We start from the raw sequence: 22,582 nt of genomic DNA, 5'->3' as shown, positions 1-22,582 counted from the left end.
CTCGCCCGGCTGTCCGCGCTCACCTGAAGGGATGATCATGTTGGCCCGCGCGGCACTCACCCCCACGGTTCGTCGTGACCGTCCACCGCTCCCCACGGAAGGTCCTCCCAGGAGCAGGCGGAGGTCGCCCCCGAGGTGAGTCCCCACGGGCTCGGCACCTCCTCCTCGTCGCCGTCCTGCACCGGCAGCCGGTCGATCACCGCGACCAGTGCCGGGGGCAGCTGCGGGGCCAGTCCCCGGTGCACCCGGGAGATGATGTCCCGCCGCACGTCGTCCGGCAGAAGCGGGCGGTTCATCCGCAACGCCCGCGGCCCGGGCGGGTGTTCGGCCGCCGCCAGCTGATCCGACCAGGCCCGCCAGCAGTCGGCGTCGTCGGTCTCGCCGAGCATCAGGTGGTGCAGGTGCAGGCAGTACGCGGCCGTCCCGCTGCCCGATCCGGCCGCGAAGCGCCACCAGAACTCGGCGCCCTCCTCCTTGCCGGTGGCGTACAGCAGCGCGCCGAACACCTCGGCCCCCTCCGGCTCGATCCGGCGGGCGTTCACCAGCAGGTCGAGCCCGCGCGAGGCGTCCGGCGCCCCCAGCACCAGGGCCACCACCACGCCGAGTTCGAAGGCCGCCTGCTCGTGCTCCGACGGCAGGTGGGCGGGTGCGGCGGTGAGTCGGGCCTGGCGTACGGCGGCGATCCGCTCCGCATGGGCGCGTTCGGGCCGCGGGACACGGAACACCGCGCGCCCGCCGTCGGCCGGACCTGCTCCGGACGAAGCGCCTTCTCCCGGTCTCGCCGTCACAGATCGCCTCCGCCGTCCGGGAGTTCGCCCACCCCGAGTCGGCGGGCCAGCCGGTCCCGGGCATGCCGCAGGTTGGAGTGCACCGTTGCCACCGGTCGCCCCAGGTACGCCGCGATCACCTTGACGTGAAGGCCGAGCAGGTACCGCAGGATCACCACGTCCCGCTGACGATCCGGCAGTTCGAGGATCGCCGCGTACAGCCGCACCTCGTCCGCCTCGCTGTGCAGAAGCCCCTTCGCCACCTGCTTGAAGGCGCCGATCACCGCTGCGAAGGTGACTGCCTCCACCTCGACCGGTTCCTCGCCGGCCACCCAGTCGGAGACGTGCCGGTTGGCCAACCGCCAGGCGTACGCGGCCGGTTCCTCGAACCGCAGCACCTGTGGCCAGCAGCGGGCCAGGTCGGACTTCACCGCCCCGACCACCAGCGCGGCGTCGGACTGGTTGCCTATCCGGGTCAACGCGAGGGCGTGCCAAGCGGGTTCATGCGTCTCGCAGAAGGCGGCATAGGTGAGGTCCAGGCGGAGGCCGGACTCGGGGCGGAGACCGGACTCCGGACCGGCCGGCCACTGTGGCCCCGTCCCGCCGGTGCACGCCACGGCCGTCCCGCCCCGAAGCCCGCGCACGTGGGCACCCCTGTCGATCGTCATCGAGCCTGCTTTCCGTGGCCGTCGGTTGCTCGCCGGGCCACCCGAGGGTCGGGCTGTCTGCGCCCATCCTCATTCCATCAGGCCTGTCACTCCAGGCTGCAATCCGAACACAGATTGTCATCTCATGGGCTGTGATCGTCGGTGGGCACCGTCGGGTGCCGCGTGATGCGCGATTGGCCCCCACCCGTCGCGGGCAGCAAACGATCGATCGGGAGCGGAGCGGAGGGGGAGTGCGATGGGCCTCTACGACGGGGTGGACCTGCGACTGAACGTGCCGCACTCGGCCCGGATGTACGACTACTTCCTCGGCGGCTTCACCAACTTCGCCGCCGACCGCGAGGCCGTCGGGCACGCCCTCGCGGTGGCGCCCTGGCTGCGCACCGGCGCCCGGGTCAACCGCTCGTTCATGCACCGCTCGACCCGGGTGCTCGCCGAGGCAGGCTTCGACCAGTTCCTCGACATCGGCACCGGCATCCCCACCTCGCCCAACCTGCACGAGATAGCCCAGACCATCCGGCCCGGCGCCCGGGTGGTCTACGCCGACAACGATCCGATCGTGCTCTCGCACGCCCAGGCCCTGCTCACCGGCACCCCCGAGGGACGCACCGCCTACGTCGAGGCCGACGTCACCGACCCGGCCCGGCTGCTCGCCGCCCCCGGCCTGCGCGAGACCATCGACCTCGCCCGGCCCGTCGCGCTCTCCCTCAACGCCCTGCTCCACTTCGTCCCCGACGCCCGCGGCGCGTACGGGCTGGTCGAGCACCTCAAGTCCGCCCTCGCCCCCGGCAGCGCCCTGGTGATGACCCACGTCACCCCCGAGTTCGCGCCCGAGGACATCGCCAGCCTGGTCCGCGTCTACTCCTCCGCCGGGACCGCCGCCCAGGCCCGCACCCGGTCGGAGATCGCCCGCTTCTTCGCCGGCTGGACCCTGCTCGACCCGGGCGTCGTCCCCACCCCGCAGTGGCGGCCCGCGCCCGGTGAGGCCCCCGTCGCCCTCTCGGAGGCCTCGGCGTACGCGGCGGTGGCCGTCCGGCCGTGAACCCCCGGGCCGATTCAACAGCGCCGAGCCGGACCGTCGCACCGACACCACCACCCCGCGGGCCACCGCCCGCACCTACGGCCGCCTCGCGCTCGGCAGCGCCCTGCCGCCGGCCAAGCGGGACCAGCTCACCGCCTGGCTGCGGGCCAACACCACCAGTGCCCGCCGCTTCCGCGCGGGCCTGCCGGCGGACTGGGCCCTCGCCGACAAGACCGGCACCGGCCGCTACGGCACGACCAACGACGTGGGCATCGCCTGGACCCCGGCCGGCGCCCCCGTCCTCCTCGCCGTGCTGACCACCAAGCCGGCGGAGGAGGCGGCCCCGATGGACGAACCCCTGGTCGCCCGGACGGCCACGCTGCTCGCGGGTGCGCTCGGCTAGCACCGGTCGTACCGGGCTCCTGCCGCCCGGGCCCGGCTCCCAGACGGCTCGCATCCGGCTCTGCGGGCCGCCCTGGCCCGCAGAGCCGTCCCACCGATGCCCCTCACCCCCTTCGTCCCACCCGTGCGGCCCCGTCCCGCCGGGCACAGACTGGTGGTGGATGGATGCTGCCCCGCGAGGCTGGGAGAGGCATGCTGCTGGGACTCACCACCGCGTCGGCCGCGACCGTCTGTTTCGGCTTCGGGGCGGTGTTCCAGGCGCGCGGGGCGCGGTCGGCCCCGCGCGCCGACCGGGTGCGGGCGGGCCTGCTGGCCGCGCTGGTGCGGTCCTGGCAGTTCATTCTCGGCACGCTGCTGGACATCGCCGGTTTCGCGCTGAGCATCGTCGCCCTGCGCACCCTCCCGCTCTTCCTCGCCCAGGCCGTCACCAACTCCAGCCTGGCCGTCACCGCCGTGGCCGCCGTCCGGCTGCTCGGCGCGCGGCTGCGCCGGGGCGACCTCGCGGGCATCCTCGCCGTGGTCGTCGGCCTGACCCTGCTGGCACTCGGCTCCGGCCAGGAGGGCCGCGACCACGCCGCTCCCGACTTCCACTGGGCACTGCTCGCCACCACCGCCGTCATGGTGCTCGCCACCGTGGTCCTGGTGCGCCGGCAGGGCGATGCGGCCGCGGCCGGCCTGGGGCTGCTGGCCGGGGTCGGCTTCGGCGTGACCAGCCTGGCCGTGCGGGTCCTGGATGCATCCGGCCTGCTCTTTGTCCTCACCGACCCGGCCGCCTACGCCCTCGCCGTCGGCGGCCTCGGCGGCTACCTCGCCTACGCCCTGGCCCTGCAGCGTGGCACGGTGACGGCCGCGACCGCCGCCGGGACGGTGACCGAGACCTTCGGCCCGGCGCTGGTCGGCGTGCTCGCGCTCGGGGACGCCGCGCGCCCCGGGTTCGAGTGGTGCGCGCTGACGGGCTTCTTGGTGGCGGTGGGCGGCACCTTCGTGCTGTCCCGCTTCGGCGAGCTGGAGGGCGAGTCCGCCGAGCTGTCCGCCCGGCACCGGGACGCCGGCGCGGAGCCCTCCGTCCGCCCCGGTAGCCCGGACGGTTCCGCCATGCGAAGGTGACTTGCCGGACAAAACGGACGGCGACACGGCCACAGAGCGGCAGGTGCCCGATGGCGGAGGAGCCCGACTCCCGACCCCGGCGGTCGGATCCGAAGGACCCCGCGAAGGGGGCCACGGCCCCCGAGACCCGCACGGGGCCGACAAGCCCGACGGAACCGACCGACCGCCCCGTCGCGCTGATCACCGGCGCCTCCTCCGGGATCGGCCACGCCACCGCCACCCGCCTGGCCGACGCCGGCTGGCACACACTGCTCTCCGGCACCGACCGCACCCGCCTCGACGAACTCGCCGGCCGCACCGGCGGCCGAGCCCTGCCCGAGGACCTGAGCAGGCCCGACGGCCCGGCCCGACTCGCCGAGGCCGCCGTGGCCGTGACCGGCCGGGTGGACGCCCTGATCGCGAGCGCCGGCCTCGGCTGGCGCGGCCCGTACGCGCAGACGCCCTCCGACACCCTGGACCGGATGATCGAGGTCAACCTCACCGCCCCGCTGCGCCTGGTCCGCCTGCTGCTGCCCGGCATGCTGGAGCGCCGCCACGGCCGGATCGTGCTCATCGGCTCGATGGCCGGCCAGGTCGGCGTGCGCGACGAAGCGGCGTACTCCGCCACCAAGGGCGGGCTGACGATGTTCGCGGAGAGCCTCTGGTACGAGCTGCGCGGCACGGGGGTGGGGGTACGCCTGGTGCTCCCGGGAGCGGTGGACACCCCGTTCTTCGACCGCCGCGGCACCCCGTACCAGCGCGAGCGGCCGCGCCCGGTCTCGGCGGAGCGGGTCGCGGACGTCGTGGTCGCCACCATCACCACCGAGCGCGACCGGCTCTACGTCCCGCACTGGCTCGGCTTCCCGGCCCGCATCCACGGCGCGGCCCCGGGCGTGTTCCGCCGGATGGCCTCGCGCTTCGGGTGAGCGCCGGTTGAGCGCCGCGGCCGCACACCGGGTGAGCCCCACCGCCGTGCGTCGGCCGGGCACCGCCGCCCCGCGCCCGGGGACGATCGCCGCCACGGCCCTCGCCGTCGCGGCCGGCGTCGAGTTCCTGCACCTCGCCCCGGCTGCCGTCCGCCTGCCGCCACTGCGCCGCACCCTGGCCCGTCGCACCGCCGGCCACGGCACCGCGCCGGGCCACGTCGCCCTGACCTTCGACGACGGCCCCGATCCGCGCAGCACCCCGTACGTCCTCGACGCGCTGGACGAACTCGGCGCCCGCGCCACCTTCTTCCTGCTCGGCGCGATGCTGGAGCGCGCCCCCGCGCTCGGCCGCGAACTGGTGCTGCGCGGCCACGAGGTGGCCGTCCACGGCTGGCACCACCGGCCGCAGTGGTACCCGGCCCCCGCCCGCGACCTGCGCGAACTGCGCCGTGCCGCCGAGGCCGTGACCGAACTCTGCGGGGCCCGTCCGCTCTGGTACCGCCCGCCGTACGGTGTCCTGGCCGCAGGCCCGGCCCTGGCCGCCCGCCGTCTCGGCCTGCGCAGCGTGCTGTGGACCGCCTGGGGCCGCGACTGGGAGACGGGGGCCACCGGCGAGTCCGTCTACGCGACCGCCCGTCCCGGCCTCACCGGCGGTGCCACCCTCCTCCTGCACGACTCCGACTGCACCTCCGCCCCCGACTCCTGGCGCGCCACCCTCGCGGCGCTCCCGCTGATCGCCGACCACTGCCGCACCCACCGGCTGACCCTCGGCCCCCTCCGCGACCACCGGGTGCCGCCGTCCGTCGGCGGGAACCGGCCGGTGTGACGGACGCGCCGTCAGGATCACCGGACACCGGCGCCCCCAGCGCACCGGCACGGTGACCGGCGCCCTCACCCGCTCGGGCACCATCGGCGTGCACCGAACCCTCGGCCACCCCGGCCTCACCGGCTTCGGCTACCCCAGCCCCATCCGCCGCAGCGCCGCCCCGAACCCCTCCTGCCAGGCCGCCGGTGTCGCCCCGGCGGACGGCGGGGGCTCGGGGCGGCCGAGCGCGGCCAGGGCGTTGCGGACCACCTCGGCCGGGCGGGCGGTGGCGACGTCGGCGTGGCCGAGTTCCAGCTCGTGCTGGAGGTTGTCGCGCCCGTGCCCCTGCACGATGTCGAGGAGCAGCAGCCGCCGGCCCAGCGCCCGGGCCTCGCTGCAGGTGTCGCCCGAGCTGGTGACCACCAGGTCGGCGGCGGCCATCAGCGCGGGGACGCGGTCGGTGTAGCCGAAGGGGTGCAGCCGGGGCTCCCGGTGCGCGGCACCCCGCAGCCGGCGCTCCAGTTCCCGATTGTGCCCGGCCACCGCGAGCACGTGCGGTCCGGCGGCGGCCAGCGAGGCGGCGGTGCGGGCGAGCGGGCCGAGCCCCCAGGAACCCGACATCAGCAGTACGCACGCGGCGCCCGCCGGCACGCCCAGCTCCGCGCGCGCCGCGGCCCGTTCCGGCGGCCGGTAGAACGGTTGCCGCAGCGGCGCCGGCACGACGGCGATGTCGGCGTCCGGCCGGTACCGCCGCACCGCACACGCGGCGACCTCCGAGGTGACCAGGAACAGGTCCGTCCCCTCCTGCACCCAGAGCCGGTGCGGCGTCACGTCCGTGCAGAACACGAAGTGCCGGAACTCCCGCTCCGGTGCCTGCCGCAGCAGCCGGTTGACCGCCGAGGCCGCGGTGGCGAACACGGAGACCACCAGCTGCGGGCGCTGTGCCCCGATCAGCTCCCGCAGCGCCGGGACCAGCCGGTTGCGGGCCGCCGCGTCGGCGAGCAGGGCGATCCGGGCGCCCGGCCGCAGCGCCGAGAAGTGGAAGGCGTCGTACACCCCGGGCAGCTCGAGCAGCCGGCGGAACACGGCCTCCCCGGCCGCGCCCGAGCGCCGCCCGAGCAGGGCCATGGCGTCGACGGTGCGGGTGGTCCAGCCGCAATCCCGCAGGGTGTCCGCGCAGGCCTGCGCCATCACGTCGTGGCCCTGCCCGAGCGAGCCGGAGACCAGCAGGGCGTGCGGCATCGGACGGCCCCGTCAGGCGCCGGCGGCCGAGCCGACGGTGGCCCGGTACCAGTCCGCGTACCGCCGCACGCCGTCCGTGAAGTGGGTGCTCGGAGACCAGTCCAGCAGCCGCTTGGCCTGTGCCGAGGAGATCCGCCGCCCCGCGTAGTCGGCCTTCCGCCCGTCGATGTGCTCGATGGTGACGGGCCCCAGCAGGCCGTCCACGGTGTCGGCGATGTCCCGTACCGAGACGGCCGTCGCGCCCTCCAGCGCGAAGGTCCGGTCCTCGGCGGCGGGGGAGAGGACCCGGACGTGGGCGTCCGCGAGGTCCTCGACGTAGACGAAGTTGCGGCTCTGCCGGCCGTCCCCGGCGATGGTGATCGGCCGCCCGGCCAGCGCGGCCTGGACGAACCGGGCGACGACCAGCTCGTCCCGCATCCGGGGGCCGTACGGGATGCCGTAGCGCAGGATGGTGAAGTGCTGCCCGTAGAGCTCGTGGTAGCTGTGCACCAGCATCTCGGCAGCGAGCTTGGTGGCCACGTACAGATGGCCGCTGCGCTCCAGCTCGATCGGCACGTGCTCGTCCAGCTCCTGCTCACCGCTGTCGAGTTGCCCGTCGGCGAGGGCGGCGCCGTAGACCCAGACGGTGCTCGCCAGCACGGTCCGGCTCAGGCCGCTGCGCCGGGCGGCCTCCAGGACGGCCTCGGTGCCGTCGATGTTGGTCCGCACCGCGCGGACCGGGTCGGCGAAGACCTGCTCGACGTCGGCCATGGCGGCCAGGTGGTAGACCACCTCGCTGCCGGCCAGCGCCGCGGTGAGGGCCTTGAGGTCGAGGACGTCGAGCCGCGCGTGCTCGGCGTCCGGGTTGAGGTACTTGTCGGTGGTGTCCACCGCGAGGACGTCGTGGCCGGCCGCGATCAGGTGGTCCACGACGTGTGAGCCGATGAACCCGCAGCCCCCGGTGACGGCTATCCTCACGATCTTGCTCCCTTCGCTCCGGCCAGCCGCCGGTACACCGCGGAGACGGCGTCGATCACCTGCTGCGTCTCGTCCTCGGTCATGTCGGAGTGCACCGGCAGGCAGACCTGCCGCGCGCAGACGTCCTCGGCCACCGGCAGCGGCCCGCGCCGGTACGGGGCGAGCACCGGCTGGAGGTGCAGCGGCAGGTCGTAGACCTCGCCGGACAGCCGCACCCCGTGCTCCTCGGCCACCGCCCGCTTGAACTCCGCGCGGTCCACGCCGGACGGCAGCAGCGCCACGTACTTGTAGTAGTTGCCGCGGCAGCCGGGCGGTTCGAGCACCGGGTCGAGGCCGTCCAGCCCGGCGAGGGCGGCGTCGTAGCGGCGGGCGACGGCGCGGCGGGTCTCGATGAACTCCTTCAGCCGGCGCAGGTGCACCGCACCGATCGCGGCGTGCGGCTCGCTCATCCGCCAGGAGTAGCCGAGCTTCACGTGGTGGTTGGTGGTGAAGGAGCCCTTGCCCTGGTCGCGGTGGACCCGGGCATCGTCGCGCAGGTCAGGCGACTCGGTGAGGATCATCCCGCCCTCGCCGCTGGTGGTGACCTTGGTCGGGTAGAAGGAGAAGGCCCCGGCCAGGCCGAAGGTCCCGGCGGCGCGTCCGTCGAAGCTGCTGCCGTGGGCGTGCGCGGCGTCCTCGACCAGCGGGACGCCGCGCAGGTCGCACAGCGCGCGCACGGCGTCGACCTGCGGGCCGACCAGCCCGCCGATGTGCACCAGGACGACGGCGGCGGTGTCCGGGGTAAGCGCCGCCTCCAGGGTCTCGGGGGAGAGCGCGAGGGTGGCCGGGTCGACGTCGGCGAAGACCGGTCGCCCGCCCGCGTGCACCACCGCGCCGGCGGTCGCGTAGAAGGTGACGGCGGGGACGACCACGTCGCGGCCCCGGACGTCGATGCTGCGCAGGATCACCTCCAGCGCCGCCGTTCCGCTGCTCACCGCGACGGCGTGCGAGGCGCCGTGCTCGGCGGCGAAGGCCTGCTCGAAGCGCTCGGTCCACGGACCGAGGGTCAGCGCGCCGGTGGTGAGCATCTCGGTCACCGCTTCGGCGACTGCCGCGCGGTCGCTCTGGTCGAACACGATGCGGGCGGCTGGAACGCCCATGGGGCACCTCCGGCGGCGGGCTGCGAAAGCAGCACCGATTGGGTCGGATACTCCCGAACCGCACGTCAGCGGACGGGTCAGGCACATCACGCTACTTCGCCCACCGGTCCGCGGCCCGCGGTCGCCGCCCGCACGGGTGACCGGATCTGCTTCCGCTGCAGGTCCGGGCACTGCTTCCGGCGTGGGGCGTGCGCTCCTCCGTGCGGGGGAGGGCACTACTGCGTCCGCAGTACGCAAACGGCCTGCGCAGGGACGACGACGGAGCGGGGGTCGGCGATCGAGGATGGGTCATGCTGCGGCGGACCGCGTCCACCAGGACGCCCGGCCAGCCGTGGCGCGTCCGTTTCCGAGAACCGCATCCGAAGGAGTCCGCTCTCCCGTGGCCACGTTCCTCTACCGTCTGGGCCGATGGGCCTTCGTCCGGCGCCGGCTGGTGACCTTCCTCTGGGTCGCCGTGCTGGCGGTCGGCGGGGTCCTGGCGGCCAAGGCGCCCGCCGCACCCGACGACGGCTTCGCGATGCCCGGCACGGAAGCGCAGAAGGCCTTCGACCTGATGAACGAGCGCTTCCCCGGCGGCCACGCCGACGGCGCCTCGGCACGGCTGGTGTTCGTCGCCCCCTCCGGCCAGAAGATCACCGCCGCGCCCAACCAGCAGGCGGTCGAGCGGACGGTCGACGAGGTCGCCGGGTCCGAGCAGGTCACCGGCGCGGTGAACCCGTTCAAGATGCAGGGCGCCGTCTCCGCGGACGGTACCACCGCGTACGCGACCGTGAGCTACTCCGCCAAGGCGGGAGAGGTGTCCAAGGGCGCCACCGACACCCTGGAGCGGGCCGCCCAGCACGGCCGGGACGCCGGGCTCAAGGTCGAGATCGGCGGCAACGCGCTGATGGCCACGGGTGAGGCGGGCGGCAGCAGCGAGGCGATCGGCATGGCACTGTCCGCCGTCGTCCTGGTGATCACCTTCGGCTCGCTGGTCGCGGCCGGGCTGCCGCTGCTCACGGCGCTGGTCGGCGTCGGCCTCGGCATGTCGCTGATCACCGCGCTCGGCAGCACGCTGGGGCTCTCCGCCACCACCGGCACGCTCGCCATGATGCTCGGCCTGGCGGTCGGCATCGACTACGCGCTGTTCATCGTCTCCCGCTACCGCGCCGAGCTCGCCGAGGGCCGCACGCCCCAGGAGGCGGCCGGCCGGGCCGTCGGCACCGCGGGGTCCGCGGTGGTCTTCGCCGGCCTCACCGTGGTGATCGCGCTCGCCGGCCTCTCCGTGGTCGGCATCCCGATCCTGGCCAAGATGGGCATGGCCGCCGCCGGGACGGTCGTCATCGCCGTACTGGTCGCGCTCAGCCTGGTTCCCGCGCTGCTCGGCTTCATCGGCCGCAAGGTGCTGCCCCGCAAGGCCCGTAAGGCCCACGGCGCGGCGGCCCCGGCCGCGAAGGAGAACGGCGGTGCCCGTTGGGCCCGATTCGTGCTGCGCCGCCCGCTCGCGGTGCTGCTGGGCGGTGTCATCGGCCTCGGGGTGCTCGCCGCCCCGGCGCTCGACCTGCGGCTCGGCCTGCCGGGCGACGAGGCCAAGCCCACCTCCACCACCCAGCGCCGCGCCTACGACCTGCTCTCCGAGGGCTTCGGCCCCGGCTTCAACGGCCCGCTGACGATCCTGGTGGACGCGAAGGGCGCCGCCGACCCGAAGGCCGCCGCGAGCGAGGTCGCCAAGAAGGTCTCCGGTGTGCACGGGGTCATCGCGGTCACGCCGCCGATGTTCAACAAGGAGGGCGACACGGCCCTGCTCAACGCCGTTCCGGCGACCGGCCCGAGCGAGGCCGAGACCAAGAACATCGTGCACGCCATCCGCGACGATGCCGCCGGCCTGAAGTCGGCCACCGAGGCGACGGTCCTGGTCAGCGGCACCACTGCGATGAACATCGACGTCTCGCAGAAGCTCAGCGACGCGCTGCTGCCCTACCTCGCCGTGGTGGTCGGCCTCGCGGTCATCCTCCTGCTGGTGGTCTTCCGCTCGGTCCTCGTCCCGCTGAAGGCGGCGCTCGGCTTCCTGCTCTCGGTGGTCGCCGCGCTCGGCGCCGTGGTCGCGGTCTTCCAGTGGGGCTGGCTGGCGAACCTGATCGGCGTGGAGCAGACCGGCCCGGTGATGAGCATGATGCCGATCTTCATGATCGGTGTGGTCTTCGGCCTCGCCATGGACTACGAGGTGTTCCTGGTCACCAGGATCCGTGAGGGTTTCGTCCACGGCGAGCAGCCCGGCGAGGCGATCGTCACCGGCTTCCGGCACAACGCCCGGGTGGTCACCGCGGCCGCGTTCATCATGATCGCCGTCTTCGCGGGCTTCATCGGGATGAGCGAGCCGATGATCAAGATGATGGGCCTCGGCCTGGCCGCGGCCGTCGCCTTCGACGCGTTCATCGTCCGGATGACCATCGTCCCGGCCGTCCTCGCCCTGCTCGGCCGCCGCGCCTGGTGGCTGCCGCGCTGGCTCGACCGGCTGATACCGGACGTGGACGTCGAGGGCAGCAAGCTGGCGACCGCCGCCCCCGAGTCGGCCCCGGCCCGGGAGTCGGTCACCGTCTAGACCGGCTACCGCCTGGCCCGGCCCCACCAGCAGGCGGGGCCGGGCCAGGCGCCGCTTCGGACCCGGCCCGGCCCCGACCTGGCCAGGTCCGCCACAGGTCGGCTCGGACGCAGGTTCGAGCCCAACCGTTACCGTTGCTGTCGGAGGCCGCCGCCTACGGAGAGGCCTCCGGCCCGGCCGGCCCGCCCCCACCAGGGTCGGCGCGCACCAACTGGCGCTGCCCGGCGAGGGCGCGGCCAGGGCCCCGACCCGGAGACCACGACCATGAGCGACACCTGGCAGCGCCTGCGCCGCGAGCACCCGCGGCTGCTCGACGCGGCCGGAGGCGTGGCGCTGATCACGGCCACCGCCTTCGGCGCCACCCTCGATCAGACCGGTGGCCGCTTGACCCGATTCGACCCGGTCACCGGTGTGATCGCATTGGCCTCCGCCGTCGCGGTGTTCGCCCATCGCCGCCACCCGCGTGCGGTGGTCGCCGTCACACTGCTGTGCACCATGGTGCTCGCCCTGATCAGCCCCCGGCTCACCCCGATGCTGGCCACCCCGCTGCTGCTCTCGCTCTACTTCCTCGCCGTCCGCACCGACCGCGCCACCGCGCTGCGCGCCTCGATCGTCACCGCCGTCCTGCTCACCGGGATCGCCCTGCTGTTCGGTCCCGGCGGCCCGATCGGCGAACGGATCGGCGTCCTCGCCTGGGCCCTGCTGCCCGGCGCCCTCGGCGACTCCATCCGCAACCGGCGCGCCCACCTCGCGGCCATCGAGGAACGCGCCGAACGTGCCGAGCGCACCCGCGAGGAGGAGGCCCGCCGACGGGTCGCCGACGAGCGGATCAGGATCGCCCGCGACCTCCACGACGTGGTCGCGCACCACATCGCCCTCGCCAACGCCCAGGCCGGCATCGCCGTCCACCTCATGGACAGCCACCCCGTCCAGGCCCGCGAGGTGCTCAGCCACATCACCGACGCCACCGGCTCGGCCCTCCAGGAACTGCGCGCCACCGTCGGCCTGCTGCGCCGCGCCGAGGAACCCGCCCCGCTCGAACCCACCCCCGGCCTCGACCGGCTGCCCGATCTGATCAACACCTTCGAGCGGGCCGGCCTGCCGGTCCGGCTCATCGTCGAGGGCGAGGCCCGCCCGCTGTCGCCCGGCGTGGACCTCACTGCCTTCCGGATCGTCCAGGAGTCGCTGACCAACGTGGCCAAGCACGCCCACGGCGCCGACGCCGAGATCACCCTGGCCTACAGCGGCAGCCGGGTCGCGGTCAGTGTCGCCAACGGCTGCCCGACCGCGAGCGGTCGCCGCCGTGCCGTCCCACTGCCCCAGCAGCCGCCGAGCGAGGGCGGCTTCGGTCTGATCGGCATGCGCGAGCGGGCCGGCGCGGTCGGTGGCCGGCTCAGCGCCGACCGGCGGCCGGACGGCGGCTTCCTGGTCACCGCCGAGCTCCCGCTGCGCACCGGCGTCCGCGACGACGGCCCCGAGACCGTGGCTGCCCTCACCACTGCCGACGTCGCCCGGGCCGCCCGGCTCGCGCGCACCGCCCGTGGCGATCGCCCGACACCAGCCGAAGGACAGGACCGCGCCGCCCGAGCGGACGTCGCGGTCCGAGAGGACAAGGACCACGCATGACCATCCGGGTACTGCTCGCCGACGACCAGGCCCTGCTGCGCGGTGCCTTCCGCCTGCTGATCGAGGCGGAGGAGGACATGGAGGTGGTCGGCGAGGCCGCCGACGGCCGGGAGGCCGTCGCGCTCGCCCGGGCCACCAAGCCCGACATCGTGCTGATGGACATCCGGATGCCCGGCACCGACGGCCTAGGCGCCACCGCCGAGATCTGCGGCGACGAGGAGCTGTCCGGCACCCGGGTGCTCATCCTCACCACCTTCGAGATAGACGAGTACGTGGCCCAGGCGCTGCGCGCGGGCGCCGGCGGTTTCCTCGGCAAGGGCGCCGACCCGAAGGAACTGCTCGCCGCCATCCGGACCGTCGCGGCGGGCGAGGCACTGCTCTCGCCCGCCGCCACCCGGGCCGTGATCGACCAGTTCCTCGCCCAGCCCGACCTGGCGTCCGCCGCCCCCACGAGCGAGCGGCTGTCCGTCCTCACCGTCCGTGAGCGCGAGGTGATGTCGATGGCCGCCACGGGCCTCACCAACGAGGAGATCGCGGAGCGGATGTTCGTCAGCCCCTTCACCGTCCGCACCCACGTCCACCGGGCGATGGCCAAGCTGGACGCCCGCGACCGCGCCCAGCTCGTCGCCATCGCCTACCAGACCGGCCTGGTCCCGCCCGGCCGCCCGGCCTGAGCACTCCGCGCGCGATCGGGTCAGCCCTGGGCCCGCTCCGCGCCCGGGCGCGGCGGGCGGACCCTGGGGAGCCCGAAGGCGGACATCTCCTTCTCCTGGTAGGAGAGGAAGCCCAGCGAGCGGTAGAAGGCATGGTTCCGCACGCCCTCCGGGGTTGACTCGTGGTCGGTGGAGAGCAGGAAGAACCGGCAGTGCGCGTAGCGGTCCATCAGGTGCTCCATCAGCGCGCGGCCCACGCCCTTACGGTGGTGGCGCGGATGCACCAGTACGTCCTGGACGTAGCAGACCGCCTCGTCGTCCGAGATGGTGCGGGCCAGCCCGAGCAGTTCTCCCGACTCGTCGCGGGCGGTCACGACCAGGTGGGAGTTGGCCAGGCCCCGCATCAGCTTGTCGACGTCGCTGGTGTAGCCCTCCCACTCCACCGCGTCGTACAGCTTGAACACCTCGTCGCGGTCGAACTCCACCTCGCGGGCGATGATCACACGGCCTCCCCGATCACGCGGCTCTCCCCGGAACCGCCGTCACCGACGTGTTCGAACCACCCATCCTTCATCGAACGGCCCGCTCCGTTCAAGGTGGTCCGGACCAGTAGGCAGAATTCGTGGACCGGCCGGCACGGTGTCCGGCCGGCGCGCCCCACCCGTGTCGTGGTCGTCAGGGCTTGCGGGCCACGGCGCCGTACATGCTGACGCGGTCGGCGCCGGGGGCGGGGGCGGTGTCGGGGCGCCAGAGAGGGACGGTGGTGACGCCGGGGTCGAGCAGGTCGAGACCGTCGAAGAAGGCCCGGACCTCGTCGCGGGAGCGGCCGACGAGGGGTGCGGTGGCCTTGTCGTAGACGCCGGTGACCCGGTCGCGGATCTCGGCCGGGATGAAGTCGGCGGTGCCGTGTGAGAGGACCAGGTGGCTGCCGGAGGGCAGGGTGTCCAGCAGGGTGGCGAGGGCCCGGTAGGGCTCGTCCTCGTCCCGCAGGAAGTGCAGGACGGCGGCGAGGACGAGTCCGACCGGGCGGGAGAAGTCGAGCAGTTCCACCGCCCGGACGGCGTCCAGCAGGGCGGCGGGCTCGCGGAGGTCGGCCTGGATGACGGTGGTGCGGCCGGGGCCCGAGCCGGCCATCAGGGCGCGGGCGTGGCTGAGCACGATCGGGTCGTTGTCCACGTAGACGACCCGCGCGCCCGGTCTGGCCGCCTGGGCGATCTCGTGGGTGTTGCCGGCCGTCGGGATGCCGGTGCCGATGTCGAGGAACTGGTCGATGCCGAGGCCGGCGACGCACCGCACCGCGCGGGTGAGGAAGCCACGGTTGGCGCGGGCGGTGGAGCGGAACTCCGGGTTGGCGGCGAGCGCCTTCTCGGCGGCGGCGCGGTCGGCGGGGAAGTTGTCCTTCCCGCCCAGGTAGTAGTCGTACATCCGGGCCGGGTGCGGCATGTCGGGCCGCAGGTCGGCCGCGACCCCGGCTTCGTCGGACTCCCACATGTTCTTGTATCCCACCGCTGCCGTCTCCTCCGCCCGGACACCACTGAACAATCCACTCGTGGCCTTGCTGGCGGACAGCCTAAAGCCCAGGTCACGGCCCTGGTGCCGGTTGGTCGGGTCACCCCCGTATGTCCCTTTCGTCGGGCCGGGAAGGTGGTGGGCCCGCCGTGCGTTCCCGCCGCTCCCGGCGCAGGATGGGAGCGGGCAGTGGAACGGCCGGGGACGGGAGGTGGGGTCATGGGAATCGCCATGGCGGACATCCGGGAGTGGCGCGGCCGCGCCGTGGTCGACGAGAAGGGCCGCCGCATCGGTTCGCTGGAGTCGGTCTACGTGGAGACGGCCAGCGACGAGCCGTTCTTCGCCACCGTCACGGTCGGTTTCGCGGGACGCCGCCGCCTGGTGTTCGTCCCGCTGGACGGGGCGGTGGCCGGACCGGACTACCTCCGGGTGGTGTACCCGCGCAACCAGGTCAAGCAGGCCCCGTCGATCGGCACCGACGACGTGCTGCCCGCCGAGGACGAGCCCGCCGTGTTCGCGCACTACGGGCTTCCGTACGCGACCGGCGCGGGCGGGGAGCGCCGCCTGGCCCGCCGCTGAGCCGCGCCGGGGGAGGAGCGGGCCGGGCACGGCCCGCTCCATCCGGGAATGAATACCCCGCCGGGTACACTTGTCCATCGACAGTCGATGTGAAAGGCGGCCCGACATGCAGGTGGACGAGGAGGCGGTCGGCGCGGTCCTGAACCGGCTGCGCCGCGCGCAGGGCCAGTTGGCCGGAGTGATCGCGATGATCGAGGCGGGCCGGGACTGCAAGGACGTGGTCACCCAGCTCGCCGCCGTCTCGCGCGCCCTCGACCGGGCCGGGTTCAAGATCGTCGCGAGCGGCATGCGCCAGTGCATGGCCGCCGCCGACGAGGGTGCCCCGCCGATGAGCGAGGCCGAGCTGGAGAAGCTCTTCCTGGCCCTGGCCTGATCGGCGGCACTCCCCTCGGGATCGTGGTCCGACGGGGGCCGCGGCGGATTCCTCCGCTGCGGCCCCCGTCGCGCGCCCGTGGAGGTTCCCGCGCAGGTGCCTGCGGAAGTTCCCGTACCGCCCGACGCTGCGTCATGCGTCGTTCACGCGTCGGTCGCCGGTCTTCGGGTGAATGAGGGCCGCCCGCAGTTGTACAGCCAACTGCGTGCGCTCTCTTTCTCCCAGTCTCCGTGACCAGCCGTACCCGGCACCGGCGCGCCGTCCCCCGGCGGCCCCGGGCCCGGGCGGCGGACAGGACAACCGTGGCCGCAGGCAGCGCCCTGACGATCAGTTCCTCCCCCAACCCCACCGAAGGCGACCGGCTCACCTTCCACTGGACCACCGACGCCCCCGACGCCAAGAACTGGGTCGGCATCTACGACGGCGGCCGCCAGCCCGGCAACGGCGGCTCGCTGCTGTGGAAGTACACCCCTGGCACCTCGGGCGACGTCCAGCTCGACACCTCCGCGCTGACCGGCGGCCCGTACACCGCCTATCTGCTCGCCAAGGACGGCTACGGCATCCTCGCCCGGACCGAGCCGTTCAGCTTCCGTCCCAAGCCCGCCGTCGTCCGTCCGCACGCCGCCGTCGACGCGTTCACGGCCACGCCCGTCGCCCCGGGAGCCGCCGTGACGGTCAGGCTCGGCGGCCTTTGGTCCCGCCCGGCCGGCAACCCGGCCGGCTCCGCCACCTACCGCAAGGTCGGCGGCCCGGCGTGGGCCTCGGTCGGTGCCGACGGCACGCTCACCGGCACCGCCCCCGCCGCCCCCGGCAAGAACCCCGAGCCGGTGGTCGTCGGCGTCAAGGACAGCGCGGGCGCCACCGACACCGTCACCGTCCTCGTCCCGGTGGTGGACCCGGCCGCCCCGCTGCGCCTCAAGGCCGCCAGCTGGAACCTGCACGACGCGGGCTCGGCCCACACCGACGCGCTGGAGAAGCAGCTGCGGGTGGTCCTCGCCCAGGGCCTGGACGTGCTCGCCCTCCAGGAGACCGCGGGGGAGCGGGCCAAGACCCTGGCCGACGCCCTCGGCTGGTACGCCTACCAGAGCCCGGGCAGCGTCGGCATCCTCAGCCGCCACCCGCTCACCGACGTCACCCCGCCGACCGCGGAGCTGCCTGCCGTCGCGGCCACCGTGCGGCTGCCCGGCGGTCGAAGCGTCCGCTTCTGGGCCGCGCACCTGGACGAGGCGGGCTACGGCCCGTACGCCGTCCAGGACGGCCGGACTGCCGCCGAGGTGGAGGCCGCCGAGAACGGCTCGCTGCGGCTGAGGCAGGCGAAGGCGCTGGCCGCCGCCGTCCGTGCGGACATCGCCCGGCGCACCCCGGTGGTGCTGGCCGGCGCGCTCTCCTCGCCCTCGCACCGGGACTGGACGGCCGCCACCGCCGCCGCGCACCAGGGGGCCGGCGCGCTCGCCTGGCCGGTCACCGTGGCGCTCCAGGCCGCCGGACTGACCGACACCTTCCGCGAGGAGAACCGCGACCCGGTCAAGGCCCCGGGCGCCACCTGGTCGCCCACCCGCAAGCGGCGCGGCGACCGCCCCGAGCCGCAGGACCGCATCGACTACGTCCAGTACGCGGGCCCGCTGAAGCTGGTCGAGGCGCACACCCTGGTTGCCGACTGGCCGCAGCCCGAGCCCGGCTCCGCCGCCAACGAGTGGCCCTCCGACACCGCCGCCGCGGTCGCCACCTTCCAGCTCTGAGCGCACCGGCTCCCCAACCTCCAGCCCCGAGAGGCCAGTTCGTCATGTCCGAACTCTCCCGCCGCACCTTCGTCGGCGCCACCGCGGCCGCCGGCGCCACCGCCCTGACCGGCCTGACGGCCGCCCAGGCCGCCGCCGCCCCGGCCCCCGCCGTCGGTGCCAAGCCCGGCACCCCGCTCACCGGCACCATCAAGGACGTCAAGCACGTCGTCGTCCTGATGCAGGAGAACCGTTCCTTCGACCACTACTTCGGCACCCTGGCCGGCGTCCGCGGCTTCGGCGACAAGCAGGCGCTCCAGTTCCCGGACGGCACCGACGTCTTCCGCCAGCCCGACAGCCGGCGCAGCGACGGCGGCGTGATGCTGCCGTACCGCATGGACACCGCCAAGTACAACGCGCAGAACGCCGGCGGCCTCCCGCACGACTGGGCCACCGGCCACCAGGCCATCAACAACGGTGCGATGAACAAGTGGATCGCCGCCAAGGGCGAGCGCACCATGGGCTACTTCACCCGGGACGACATCCCCTACCAGTACGCCCTGGCCGACGCGTTCACGATCTGCGACGCCTACTTCACCTCGCTGGCCGGCCCGACCGACCCCAACCGGCTCTACCTGTGGACCGGCACCGCCGGCCCCGGCCGCGACGGCACCACCGGCCCGTGGATCGACAACACCCCGGTCACCGACAACCCCGTCGCCGACTGGACCACCTACGCCGAGCGCCTGGAGGCGGCCGGCGTCACCTGGCGCGTCTACCACAACCCGAGCAAGGACGACCGCACCGGCGACTACGACGACAACGCGCTCTCCTACTTCAAGCAGTTCCACAACTTCCCGCACGACGACCCGCGTTACATCAACGCGATGACCAAGTTCGACCCCACCGACTTCGACCGCCACTGCAAGGACGGCACCCTGCCGACCGTCTCCTGGCTGGTCGCGCCCTACCTGTTCTCCGAGCACCCGGAGGCCGGCCCGGCCTACGGGGCGCACTGGGTCGACCAGGCCCTGCAGTCGCTGATGTCCAACCCGGAGGTCTGGCGGCACACCGTCTTCCTGGTGATGTACGACGAGAACGACGGCTACTTCGACCACGTCGTCCCGCCCACCCCCGAGCCCGGCACCCCCGAGGAGTTCACCCAGGGACGGGCCATCGGCCTCGGCAACCGGGTGCCGCTCTGGGTCATCTCGCCGTGGTCGCGCGGCGGCTGGGTCAACTCCCAGGTCTTCGACCACACCTCGGTGCTGCGCTTCATGGAGCTGGTCACCGGGGTGGCCGAGCCCAACATCTCGGCCTGGCGCCGGGCCGTCTGCGGCGACCTCACCAGCTGCTTCGACTTCGCCGCCCCGGAGCACTCCATCCCGGCGCTGCCCGACACCAAGGCCCTGATGGCCAGGGCCGACGCGGGCACCCGGCTGCCCGGCGTCGCGCTGCCGCCGGTCGGTGCCCAGGCGATGCCGGTCCAGGAGCGGGGCGAGCGCCCGCACCGCCCGCTGCCGTACCAGCCGTGGGCCGACGTCGAGGTGGACCGGAAGACCGGCAAGGTCACCTGCACGATGAGCAACGACGGCTCGGTGGCCTTCCCGTACACCGTCTACCCGAACATCCTGCTCCCGTTCGCCGGCACCCCGTACACCGTCGCGCCCGGCGCCACCGCCCGGTACGTCTGGGACGCCGCCGCCACCAACGGCCGCTACGACTTCACCGTGCACGGCCCGGACGGCTTCGTCCGCCGGTTCGCCGGCACGGTGGTCCGCGACGGGCAGGACGGCCAGAACGACATCGGCGTGCCGATCGTCACCGCCGACCTGCACGGCAACTCGAAGCTCACCCTCCAGGTGGCCAACGACGGGATGACCGACCTGGCCTTCACCGCCGCGCCCAACGACTTCGCGGGCACCGCGCAGACCGTCTGGGTCAAGCCCGGCAAGCAGGCCAACCTGGCCTGGCCGCTGGACAAGCAGGGCCGCTACGACGTCGTCGTGACCGCCCACACCGGTCAGCGCTTCGTCCAGCGCTACGCGGGCCGGCTGTACTGACGCGACGCCGCCGGCACCGGGCCCGTCCTCGGACTCCCGCAGTCGGGAGCCCGAGGACGGGCCCCGGGGCGCCGATCCGGTGATCCCCGGCCGTGGCTCGGCCGCCCCGTCGCAGCCCGCGGCTACCGTCGGGCGCATGCAGAAAATCACCACCTTCCTCTGGTTCGACGACCAGGCCGAAGAGGCCGCCGCCTTCTACACCACCCTGTTCCCGAACTCCCGGATCACCGGGACCACCCGCTACGGCGAGGCCGGCCCCGGTCCGGCCGGCTCGGTGATGACCGTCGAGTTCGAGCTCGCCGGCCGCGAGTACGTGGCACTCAACGGCGGCCCCGAGTTCCACTTCACCGAGGCGATCTCGCTCCAGGTGGAGTGCGACGACCAGCGGGAGGTCGACGAACTCTGGGCCAAGCTCAGCGCCGACGGCGGCCAGGAGGGCCCGTGCGGCTGGCTCAAGGACCGCTACGGCCTCTCCTGGCAGATCACCCCGCGGGTGCTGCTCGACCTGATCGCCGACGAGGACCGGGCCAAGGCGGGCCGCGTGATGACGGCCATGCTGCGGATGCGGAAGATCGAGATCCGGCCGCTGCTCGCCGCGGCCGAGGGGTGAGGCCGTGACCGCCCTCGGCCACCGCGGCATCACCTACCTGCGGGCCACCCCCGAGCGGGTCTGGCACGCGCTCACCAACGCCGACGAGTCCGGCCTCTACTGGGGCCACCGCAACGTCTCCACCTGGCTGCCCGGGGCGCCCTGGGAGCACCAGCGGGCCGACGGCTCCGGCATCGCCGACGTCATCGGCACCGTCGAGGCGGTCGACCGTCCGCACCGGCTGGTCACCACCTGGGCCGGGCCGCAGGAGCAGCGCGCCGGCTGGCCCTCCCGGGTCACCTTCGAGATCCAGGGCTGGCAGGACCTCACCCGGCTCACCGTCACCCACGAGAACCTCGCCGATGAGGCCGCGCGGGCGGACGCCGAACAGGGCTGGTCGGCGGTGCTCGCCAACCTCAAGACCTACCTGGAGACCGGCCACCCGCTGCCGCAGCAGCCCTGGCTGATGCCCTGACCCCGGGGCCTCTGACCTGGTGGCCCCGACCCCTGACCTCCTGACTTCCGAAGCCCCGACAGCGGCTTCGCAACGGCGCCCGGCCTACGCCGCCGGGCGCTTCGCCTTGACGGGCGTCCGGTCGCCGCGGGCCCGCTCGCCGCGCACCAGGCGGCGCAGTCCGGCGTAGCGGGAGAAGCGCTCCCGGTTCGCCACCGAGGCCCGGTCCAGCTCCTCCATCAGCCGCCGACTGCGGTGCTCCAGGTCCAGCTCGTCCAGGATGCGGTCCACCTCGGCCAGTATCGAACCGTGCAGCTGCCAGGCCTCCGGGTGCTCCCGGACCCTGCGCAACAGCACCTGGGCGACGTTCTCCCGGCAGGCCCAGGCCGCCGCCAGCTCGGAGGTCAGCCGCTCCTCCGCCTCCTCGGCGCTGCTGCTCACCTGGGTCGTCACCAGTACCGCGAAGCTCACCACCGCGCCGCCGATGTGCGCCAGCAGCTCCTCCAGCCCCACCGCGACGTCCGGCGGGAAGAGCCGTTCCCCGGGCCCGCGCCGCTTGGCCAGGTCGGTCAGCGAGCGGGCCAGCACCCGGATCACGACGACGCAGATCTCCAGGGTGTCCAGCCCGGTGCGCAGCACCAGCCGGGACAGCAGCCCCTCGCTGATCCGCGGGTTGAACCGCAGGCTGTCCTCGGCCTGGCGCAGCGCCGCGTCCACGTCGGCGATCGCCTGGTCCAGCCGGCGGGCCTCGTGCAGCCGTTCGGCGGCCCGGGCCACCGGGGTGGGGCGGCCCAGTTCCTCGGAGATGTCGAGCAGCAGCTGGCGGGCGCGCCGGGCGAGGTCCTCGATGGACTCCCCGGCGGTGTCCACCCAGACCGGCGGCGCGAACAGCAGGTTGAACAGCAGGCCGACAGCGGCGCCGATGAGCGTCTCCAGCACCCGGTCCCAGGCCTGCGAGGCAAGCTTGGTCACGCCCAGGATCAGCATCGCGCTGATCGCGACCTCCTGGACGAACTCCTCGACCCGGACGAACCGGCCGACGACCAGCGAGGCCAGGATGATCAGCCCCAGGCTCCACCAGGAGAGCCCGACCACGGCGCTGAACCCGATCGCGATCAGCACTCCGACCACCACCGAGGTGACCCGGCGGATGCTGGTCTTGAGCGTCGAGTAGACGGTGACCTGCACGACTAGCAGCGCGGTCAGCGGTGCCGTCAGCGGGGCGGGCTCGCTGCTCAGCTGCGTCGCCACCGCATAGGAGATGGTGGCCGCGACGGTGGCCCGGACGGTCTGGACCACGAAGGGTTCCCGGGCGCTGCGGCGGACCAGGTCCGCGAGTGTCTCCGAAGGAAGGACCATGTCGCCCTTCTTTCCCCGCAGCCACCGCTCGCACCGCTCCCGGGGCCGTCCGGCCACCCGTACGACCG

At 73.9% G+C, this 22,582-nt stretch carries 21 protein-coding genes and 1 pseudogene; 14 read left to right on the top strand and 8 right to left on the bottom strand.

Annotated elements, in window-relative coordinates; genetic code table 11:
* Window positions 1-56: 56 nt before the first annotated feature.
* Window positions 57-725: a hypothetical protein gene (locus tag AB0O11_RS18090; protein WP_363387429.1), complete on the bottom strand. Its 669-nt coding sequence runs from the start codon at window positions 723-725 to the stop codon at window positions 57-59.
* A gap of 59 nt (window positions 726-784) precedes the next feature.
* Entirely contained in the window at window positions 785-1,435 is a 651-nt protein-coding gene (locus AB0O11_RS18085) for a sigma-70 family RNA polymerase sigma factor (RefSeq protein WP_363387426.1), read from the bottom strand.
* Window positions 1,436-1,670: 235 nt separating this feature from the next.
* Between AB0O11_RS18085 and AB0O11_RS18080 the strand changes: the two genes are divergently transcribed.
* The 5 genes and pseudogenes from AB0O11_RS18080 to AB0O11_RS18060 all read left to right on the top strand — a co-directional run bounded on the left by AB0O11_RS18080 (window position 1,671) and on the right by AB0O11_RS18060 (window position 5,693).
* On the top strand, window positions 1,671-2,474 hold the full coding sequence (locus tag AB0O11_RS18080; protein WP_363387423.1) for an SAM-dependent methyltransferase: 804 nt from the start codon (window positions 1,671-1,673) through the stop codon (window positions 2,472-2,474).
* Window positions 2,475-2,490: 16 nt separating this feature from the next.
* Window positions 2,491-2,856 (top strand): annotated as a pseudogene (locus AB0O11_RS18075) (serine hydrolase); the annotation flags it as partial.
* A 191-nt stretch (window positions 2,857-3,047) separates the two neighbouring features.
* Window positions 3,048-3,962: a hypothetical protein gene (locus AB0O11_RS18070; RefSeq protein WP_363387421.1), complete on the top strand. Its 915-nt coding sequence runs from the start codon at window positions 3,048-3,050 to the stop codon at window positions 3,960-3,962.
* A gap of 50 nt (window positions 3,963-4,012) precedes the next feature.
* Window positions 4,013-4,867, top strand: a complete 855-nt coding sequence (locus AB0O11_RS18065) for an SDR family NAD(P)-dependent oxidoreductase (protein ID WP_363387418.1) — start codon at window positions 4,013-4,015, stop codon at window positions 4,865-4,867.
* An 85-nt stretch (window positions 4,868-4,952) separates the two neighbouring features.
* A complete protein-coding gene (locus AB0O11_RS18060; RefSeq protein ID WP_363387625.1) occupies window positions 4,953-5,693 on the top strand; it encodes a polysaccharide deacetylase family protein in 741 nt (246 codons plus the stop codon).
* Window positions 5,694-5,822: 129 nt separating this feature from the next.
* On the opposite strand, the gene AB0O11_RS18055 is transcribed toward AB0O11_RS18060, so the two are convergent.
* The 3 genes from AB0O11_RS18055 to AB0O11_RS18045 are packed head-to-tail and all read right to left on the bottom strand — an operon-like array spanning window position 5,823 to window position 9,010.
* A complete protein-coding gene (locus AB0O11_RS18055; RefSeq protein WP_363387415.1) occupies window positions 5,823-6,914 on the bottom strand; it encodes a hypothetical protein in 1,092 nt (363 codons plus the stop codon).
* A gap of 12 nt (window positions 6,915-6,926) precedes the next feature.
* Complete coding sequence (locus AB0O11_RS18050; RefSeq protein ID WP_363387413.1) at window positions 6,927-7,871, bottom strand: NAD-dependent epimerase/dehydratase family protein; 945 nt, start codon at window positions 7,869-7,871, stop codon at window positions 6,927-6,929.
* The gene (locus AB0O11_RS18045) at window positions 7,868-9,010 is read right to left on the bottom strand and encodes a DegT/DnrJ/EryC1/StrS family aminotransferase (RefSeq protein ID WP_363387410.1); all 1,143 of its coding nucleotides are present in this window, start codon (window positions 9,008-9,010) and stop codon (window positions 7,868-7,870) included. Before AB0O11_RS18045 ends, AB0O11_RS18050 begins: the two co-directional genes overlap by 4 nt.
* A 379-nt stretch (window positions 9,011-9,389) precedes the next feature.
* Between AB0O11_RS18045 and AB0O11_RS18040 the strand changes: the two genes are divergently transcribed.
* The 3 genes from AB0O11_RS18040 (at window position 9,390) to AB0O11_RS18030 (ending at window position 13,891) form a co-directional block, all read left to right on the top strand.
* Entirely contained in the window at window positions 9,390-11,591 is a 2,202-nt protein-coding gene (locus tag AB0O11_RS18040) for an MMPL family transporter (RefSeq protein WP_363387408.1), read from the top strand.
* Between the two features lie 264 nt (window positions 11,592-11,855).
* Complete coding sequence (locus tag AB0O11_RS18035; protein WP_363387405.1) at window positions 11,856-13,217, top strand: histidine kinase; 1,362 nt, start codon at window positions 11,856-11,858, stop codon at window positions 13,215-13,217.
* Window positions 13,214-13,891 (top strand): response regulator transcription factor, encoded by a 678-nt coding sequence (locus tag AB0O11_RS18030; protein ID WP_363387402.1) that lies wholly within the window; start codon window positions 13,214-13,216, stop codon window positions 13,889-13,891. Before AB0O11_RS18035 ends, AB0O11_RS18030 begins: the two co-directional genes overlap by 4 nt.
* A gap of 20 nt (window positions 13,892-13,911) precedes the next feature.
* On the opposite strand, the gene AB0O11_RS18025 is transcribed toward AB0O11_RS18030, so the two are convergent.
* Both AB0O11_RS18025 and AB0O11_RS18020 read right to left on the bottom strand, forming a co-directional pair.
* Entirely contained in the window at window positions 13,912-14,373 is a 462-nt protein-coding gene (locus AB0O11_RS18025) for a GNAT family N-acetyltransferase (RefSeq protein ID WP_363387399.1), read from the bottom strand.
* A gap of 172 nt (window positions 14,374-14,545) precedes the next feature.
* Complete coding sequence (locus AB0O11_RS18020) at window positions 14,546-15,376, bottom strand: SAM-dependent methyltransferase (protein ID WP_363387396.1); 831 nt, start codon at window positions 15,374-15,376, stop codon at window positions 14,546-14,548.
* A 222-nt stretch (window positions 15,377-15,598) separates the two neighbouring features.
* Here AB0O11_RS18020 and AB0O11_RS18015 point away from each other — a divergent pair, with 222 nt between their 5' ends.
* From AB0O11_RS18015 to AB0O11_RS17990, 6 genes are all read left to right on the top strand, one after another.
* Window positions 15,599-15,958 carry a PRC-barrel domain-containing protein gene (locus tag AB0O11_RS18015; RefSeq protein ID WP_363387393.1) on the top strand — a complete coding sequence of 120 codons (360 nt, stop codon included), beginning with the start codon at window positions 15,599-15,601 and terminating at the stop codon, window positions 15,956-15,958.
* 106 nt (window positions 15,959-16,064) lie between these two features.
* Window positions 16,065-16,331: a metal-sensitive transcriptional regulator gene (locus AB0O11_RS18010; protein WP_359827563.1), complete on the top strand. Its 267-nt coding sequence runs from the start codon at window positions 16,065-16,067 to the stop codon at window positions 16,329-16,331.
* A gap of 302 nt (window positions 16,332-16,633) precedes the next feature.
* Entirely contained in the window at window positions 16,634-18,070 is a 1,437-nt protein-coding gene (locus AB0O11_RS18005) for an endonuclease/exonuclease/phosphatase family protein (protein WP_363387390.1), read from the top strand.
* A gap of 44 nt (window positions 18,071-18,114) precedes the next feature.
* Entirely contained in the window at window positions 18,115-20,112 is a 1,998-nt protein-coding gene (locus AB0O11_RS18000; RefSeq protein WP_363387387.1) for a phosphocholine-specific phospholipase C, read from the top strand.
* Between the two features lie 136 nt (window positions 20,113-20,248).
* Window positions 20,249-20,722: a VOC family protein gene (locus AB0O11_RS17995; RefSeq protein ID WP_363387384.1), complete on the top strand. Its 474-nt coding sequence runs from the start codon at window positions 20,249-20,251 to the stop codon at window positions 20,720-20,722.
* A gap of 4 nt (window positions 20,723-20,726) precedes the next feature.
* Complete coding sequence (locus AB0O11_RS17990) at window positions 20,727-21,176, top strand: SRPBCC domain-containing protein (RefSeq protein ID WP_363387381.1); 450 nt, start codon at window positions 20,727-20,729, stop codon at window positions 21,174-21,176.
* A gap of 84 nt (window positions 21,177-21,260) precedes the next feature.
* Here the strand turns inward: AB0O11_RS17990 and AB0O11_RS17985 are convergent, their stop codons facing one another.
* Complete coding sequence (locus tag AB0O11_RS17985) at window positions 21,261-22,514, bottom strand: aromatic acid exporter family protein (protein ID WP_363387378.1); 1,254 nt, start codon at window positions 22,512-22,514, stop codon at window positions 21,261-21,263.
* Window positions 22,515-22,582: the final 68 nt, after the last annotated feature.

This window comes from Kitasatospora sp. NPDC093102 (assembly GCF_040683915.1).
GTDB lineage: Bacteria > Actinomycetota > Actinomycetes > Streptomycetales > Streptomycetaceae > Kitasatospora.
This window is presented reverse-complemented; position numbering and strand designations above follow the sequence as displayed.